The organism is Wohlfahrtiimonas larvae, from assembly GCF_002006755.1.
GTDB classification, from domain to species: domain Bacteria; phylum Pseudomonadota; class Gammaproteobacteria; order Cardiobacteriales; family Wohlfahrtiimonadaceae; genus Wohlfahrtiimonas; species Wohlfahrtiimonas larvae.
Genome location: NZ_MVDO01000233.1, coordinates 1 through 3,817 on the forward strand (window position 1 = coordinate 1; position 3,817 = coordinate 3,817).

The 3,817-nt window shown below is 34.5% G+C and carries 7 protein-coding genes and 1 pseudogene; 1 reads left to right on the forward strand and 7 read right to left on the reverse strand.

The features are described 5' to 3' along the window. The 7 genes from BZK14_RS11970 to BZK14_RS12000 all read right to left on the reverse strand — a co-directional run. Nucleotides 1-320: YgjP-like metallopeptidase domain-containing protein (locus tag BZK14_RS11970; RefSeq protein WP_171973725.1), on the reverse strand; the 320-nt coding region annotated here is incomplete at its 3' end. Beyond that, entirely contained in the window at nt 313-930 is a 618-nt protein-coding gene (locus BZK14_RS11975; protein WP_077926704.1) for a histidine phosphatase family protein, read from the reverse strand. The genes BZK14_RS11975 and BZK14_RS11970, both read right to left, overlap by 8 nt. A 179-nt stretch (nt 931-1,109) precedes the next feature. Next, nucleotides 1,110-1,478: a glutaredoxin gene (locus BZK14_RS11980; RefSeq protein ID WP_077926705.1), complete on the reverse strand. Its 369-nt coding sequence runs from the start codon at nt 1,476-1,478 to the stop codon at nt 1,110-1,112. Continuing rightward, nucleotides 1,478-1,861 carry a rhodanese-like domain-containing protein gene (locus BZK14_RS11985; protein ID WP_077926706.1) on the reverse strand — a complete coding sequence of 128 codons (384 nt, stop codon included), beginning with the start codon at nt 1,859-1,861 and terminating at the stop codon, nt 1,478-1,480. Before BZK14_RS11985 ends, BZK14_RS11980 begins: the two co-directional genes overlap by 1 nt. 57 nt (nt 1,862-1,918) lie before the next feature. Next, nucleotides 1,919-2,494, reverse strand: coding sequence for a disulfide bond formation protein B (locus BZK14_RS11990; RefSeq protein ID WP_077926707.1), 576 nt, complete (start codon nt 2,492-2,494; stop codon nt 1,919-1,921). 4 nt (nt 2,495-2,498) lie between these two features. Beyond that, nucleotides 2,499-2,765, reverse strand: a complete 267-nt coding sequence (locus tag BZK14_RS11995; protein WP_077926708.1) for an accessory factor UbiK family protein — start codon at nt 2,763-2,765, stop codon at nt 2,499-2,501. Between the two features lie 45 nt (nt 2,766-2,810). Beyond that, complete coding sequence (locus tag BZK14_RS12000; protein WP_077926709.1) at nt 2,811-3,263, reverse strand: DUF441 domain-containing protein; 453 nt, start codon at nt 3,261-3,263, stop codon at nt 2,811-2,813. A 144-nt stretch (nt 3,264-3,407) separates the two neighbouring features. Between BZK14_RS12000 and BZK14_RS12005 the strand changes: the two are divergent. Beyond that, nucleotides 3,408-3,817, forward strand: a pseudogene (locus BZK14_RS12005) (hypothetical protein); the annotation flags it as partial.

The following is a 3,817-nucleotide window of genomic DNA, read 5'->3' on the forward strand; positions in this document are numbered from 1 at the left end:
TCATCTCGAATGAGAGCTTCTACTTTTTTGTGATTAGTTTCCAATTGCAACGTATATGATTTTCCCCATAAAGAGTGGGTTTCGCCTGATTGATATTCTAGCTCTGGTTGTATTTGCAAAGATGATAATTTGGTTAATTGTGCTTTGACCCAAGGTAAATGGTTTAGCAAAGTTATTTCTACTTGTTTTTGTGATAGTTTTTTGGGTACGCTGACATAAGCTTTACCATCTTTTTTCACGCGGATATAGAGATTTTTAATTGCTTTAATTTCTAAAACAAACTCAATATCCTCAATAATCATACTGCTATTTTCAGTCATGTTTTTGAACAAAAACTTTATCATCCGTTAAATACAGATTAAATTTCTGTGTATTACCAACATGTAAAGCCATATGAAATTTCATATAAGCTTTCATGGATTGAGAATCTGAAACTCGTGAACCAAAGCCTAATGTTTGCCACATTAATTGAGTAATCCACAAACCATGACCAACAATGGCGCTATTATTTTCTAATGTGAATAATGTTGGTATAAAATCTTCAACTTGTGCACAAAATTCGTTGTACGTTTGCCCTGTTTCACCTTTTCTTGCATCAGGATCAGCTTCTTCCCAATAAGCAATTGCTAATGGCAAGCGCTCTTCACCTGTTAAGCCTTCCACAAACTCATAGCCGAAAGTATTGAACTCATTCAAACCTGAAAACTCAACTGGTTCCATATCATATTTTTGCATCAATGGTGTTGCTGTTTGTGTTGTACGGATAAACTTAGATACATAGATTTGTGAAGGTTTTTCCAACCATTCATCTGCCAATAGCTGCGCTTGTGATAAACCTGTCTCTGTTAATTCAACAATCTCATTGGGCTTGCTGATTCCACCTGCATTCGCTTCACTTTCTGCATGGCGTGCAAATATAATCTTTTTCATTAGTTATCCTCATTGATCAATTAGTGATCAAATAAAAAGAAGATCTTTTATCACCTTTATTTTCAGTAAGTTAATAAAGTTATAAAAAGATCTTCACTTTTTCCTCACAATTTTATCCACAGGTTGTTTGGATAAATTGGGATAACTCCAAACAGTTTAAAGTTTATGGATAAATATAACTATTCACCTTTTGCTAATGTTTGAAGATAAATTAAAATCGCATTAGATTCATATAACCAAGTCACAGATTCATCTTCATTCACGATATATAAACAAGGCACTTGACGCTTTCCACCTTCATTGATCAAACGTTCTTCAGCAGTTTTATCATTCAATGCATCCACCAGTTTAATTTTCAAATTCAAGCGGCGAATTTCACGGCGAACTTTTACACAAAACGGACAAGCATGAAACTGATACAATTTTAATTGTGCAGTGGCTTCATCTAATTTTTTTTGTTCTTCTACAGAACGAATCATCGGTGCTGGTGCTGTTAATTTATCCAAACCTAAAATAATTTTACCTAAAATCCAACGAATCACTTTCATTATTTTTGCTCCTTAGTTGCTTCCCATTGTTGCCATGCATTGTAACCACCTTGTAAATCATAAACTTCTTTAAAGCCTAGATCTAACATAATATGTCGCGCTTTTTCACTGCGATTACCTGAACGACAAAAGACATAAACAGGCTCATCTTTATCCAAAGATGCTAACTTATCCTTAAAATCCTCTGATAAATAATCAATATTTTGTGCTTTACCAATTGTACCAGCATTAAATTCATCAGCTGTTCTTACATCGATCAACTGAACCGTATCATTATTCATCAATGTTTGATATGTTTTTACATCACGTAAATGAGTGATTTCATCACTCCAACCAAATTGTACTGTATATAAACACATGAAAAACAATAGAACCTTTTTCATACTTTTCTCCAATAAAGCAAAAGCCTCAATCTGAGGCTTTTCTCAATTCACAAAAAACTATGCTTTCTTCAAGAATAGCCTACTCAACCAACAAATCATCATAATACCCAACACTAATGCAAATAAGCTAAAAATAATCATCATATATTCAGCCATGTTTAAGCCCCATAATGACCAGCTATCTTCCCCACAAATGCCTGTTTGCATAAAATGTGATGGTAACCACTTGTGCATTGGCAAACCAAAGGGAAATGATGCTTCATTAATAGAACAGCTACTTGTGAAAGGATTATAATCTGGACGTAAACGATCCAACGTGATCATCTCTAAATTTAAACTCCATAAAAAGCCTTTCACAATGGCCCCAAATGCACCAATATAACCAATCAATTTCAACAAAATATTTTTAGGATAAAATGCTGTGATGAATGCAAATACCGCAATTGCTATCATAGCAAAACGAATATAAACACACATTTCGCAAGGCCTTTGCCCCAAATATTCTTGAAAATAGAATACTGCTATTAATTCTAATGCTAAAGCAATGGAGCCGCCTAGAATCCATAACCAACGTTGATCTTGCCATTTAGCGACCGTTAGCCACCATGAATGTTTTTGACTGATTTGTGCCATGGTATTAATCTTCTTTTTGAGTTTGCAATGTACGAATGACCGCTTCTAATTCTATGATACGTGCTTTTAAATCATCCACTTCGCTGCGTGTTTTTAAGAGAATTTTTTGTTGAATTTCAAATTCATCTTGCTTTGCGAATTTAAAGTTTGGCAAAACATTTTCAAGCTGTTCTTTCACAACTCGATCAATCTCTGCATGAGTGTTTTTTAAACCTTCTGGCAATGATTCTTGAATTTTACCTGCCATATTTTGTAAAAAATCTTTTGGCATAATGCCCTCACAACTTTCAATAAAGTCATCATTATACGCGAAAGATTAACTCCATCGTACCAATAAAGATAATAATCCTGCCGCAATTAATGGTCCAACAGGCACACCATTAAAGACAGCAACGCCAATGATCGTACCAATCAGCAATTCTGGTACATACATAGGGCGAACTTCCAACAATGAAGCACCTTCACCACCTAACCATGCGACCAAAATGCCAACTAAAATAGCTGCGATGGATTGCCAATTTTTCAATGATGCTAATACTTCCATGAGATTAATTTTGCCACTTGCCAGAGGTGACATCACTCCAATGGTTAAAATAATCACACCAAGCCATAAGCCTTTCTTCTCCACCAAAGGTAAAAATTGATTCAGTGGTGTCACTTTCATCACAATTAACACAGCCATTGCAATCAAAACTGTATCATTCTTACTCAACAACCCCAGCCCTGCGATGATCAATAAAAATAGCAGTGTAAAATCTATATTTTCCATTAATTTATCTAATCCTTGTTTCATGCATCATCCATTAAACAATAGTAACCCAAGATATAATATAAAATATGCTACCACTGAGGTAAAATGATTCATAATACTTGATCAGTTTTCCCCCTTATTCTAAAAATAAAGGCTCTAATTATGCGACTTTCTTGGAAAAGATTACTCATCACATCAACCTTTCTCTTCACATTAACTAATGCAGAGCCATACGCTACTTTAAACATAGATAAACTTTTAGTTAAAAATGAACAAGGTGCCACAATAGATCTTCTATATTTACAAGATAGGATTGAAGAGCTTTCTAAAAATGCAGGCACTTATCCTACTCAATTTGATTCTGAAGAAGATCAGCGACAAGCAACTAAAGAGATTCAAATATTATTAGAAGTGGCTAAAACAATGACTGAAGCTAGTACTGAACCTAGCACTTTATATCTATCCATGCAAATTGCTCGCATTGGGCATAATTTAGATATTAAAGGTGCCGCCGAACAAACAATCAACTATGCTGATCAATTTATTAAACAGACACCTGATGATTCAACAGG

Bases quoted from the DNA above. Each gene is read 5' to 3' on its own strand.
- BZK14_RS11980 (WP_077926705.1), bottom strand. From the start codon at position 1,478: ATGAAAGTGATTCGTTGGATTTTAGGTAAAATTATTTTAGGTTTGGAT.
- BZK14_RS12000 (WP_077926709.1), bottom strand. From the start codon at position 3,263: ATGGAAAATATAGATTTTACACTGCTATTTTTATTGATCATCGCAGGG.
- BZK14_RS11975 (WP_077926704.1), bottom strand. From the start codon at position 930: ATGAAAAAGATTATATTTGCACGCCATGCAGAAAGTGAAGCGAATGCA.
- BZK14_RS11985 (WP_077926706.1), bottom strand. From the start codon at position 1,861: ATGAAAAAGGTTCTATTGTTTTTCATGTGTTTATATACAGTACAATTT.
- BZK14_RS11990 (WP_077926707.1), bottom strand. From the start codon at position 2,494: ATGGCACAAATCAGTCAAAAACATTCATGGTGGCTAACGGTCGCTAAA.
- BZK14_RS11995 (WP_077926708.1), bottom strand. From the start codon at position 2,765: ATGCCAAAAGATTTTTTACAAAATATGGCAGGTAAAATTCAAGAATCA.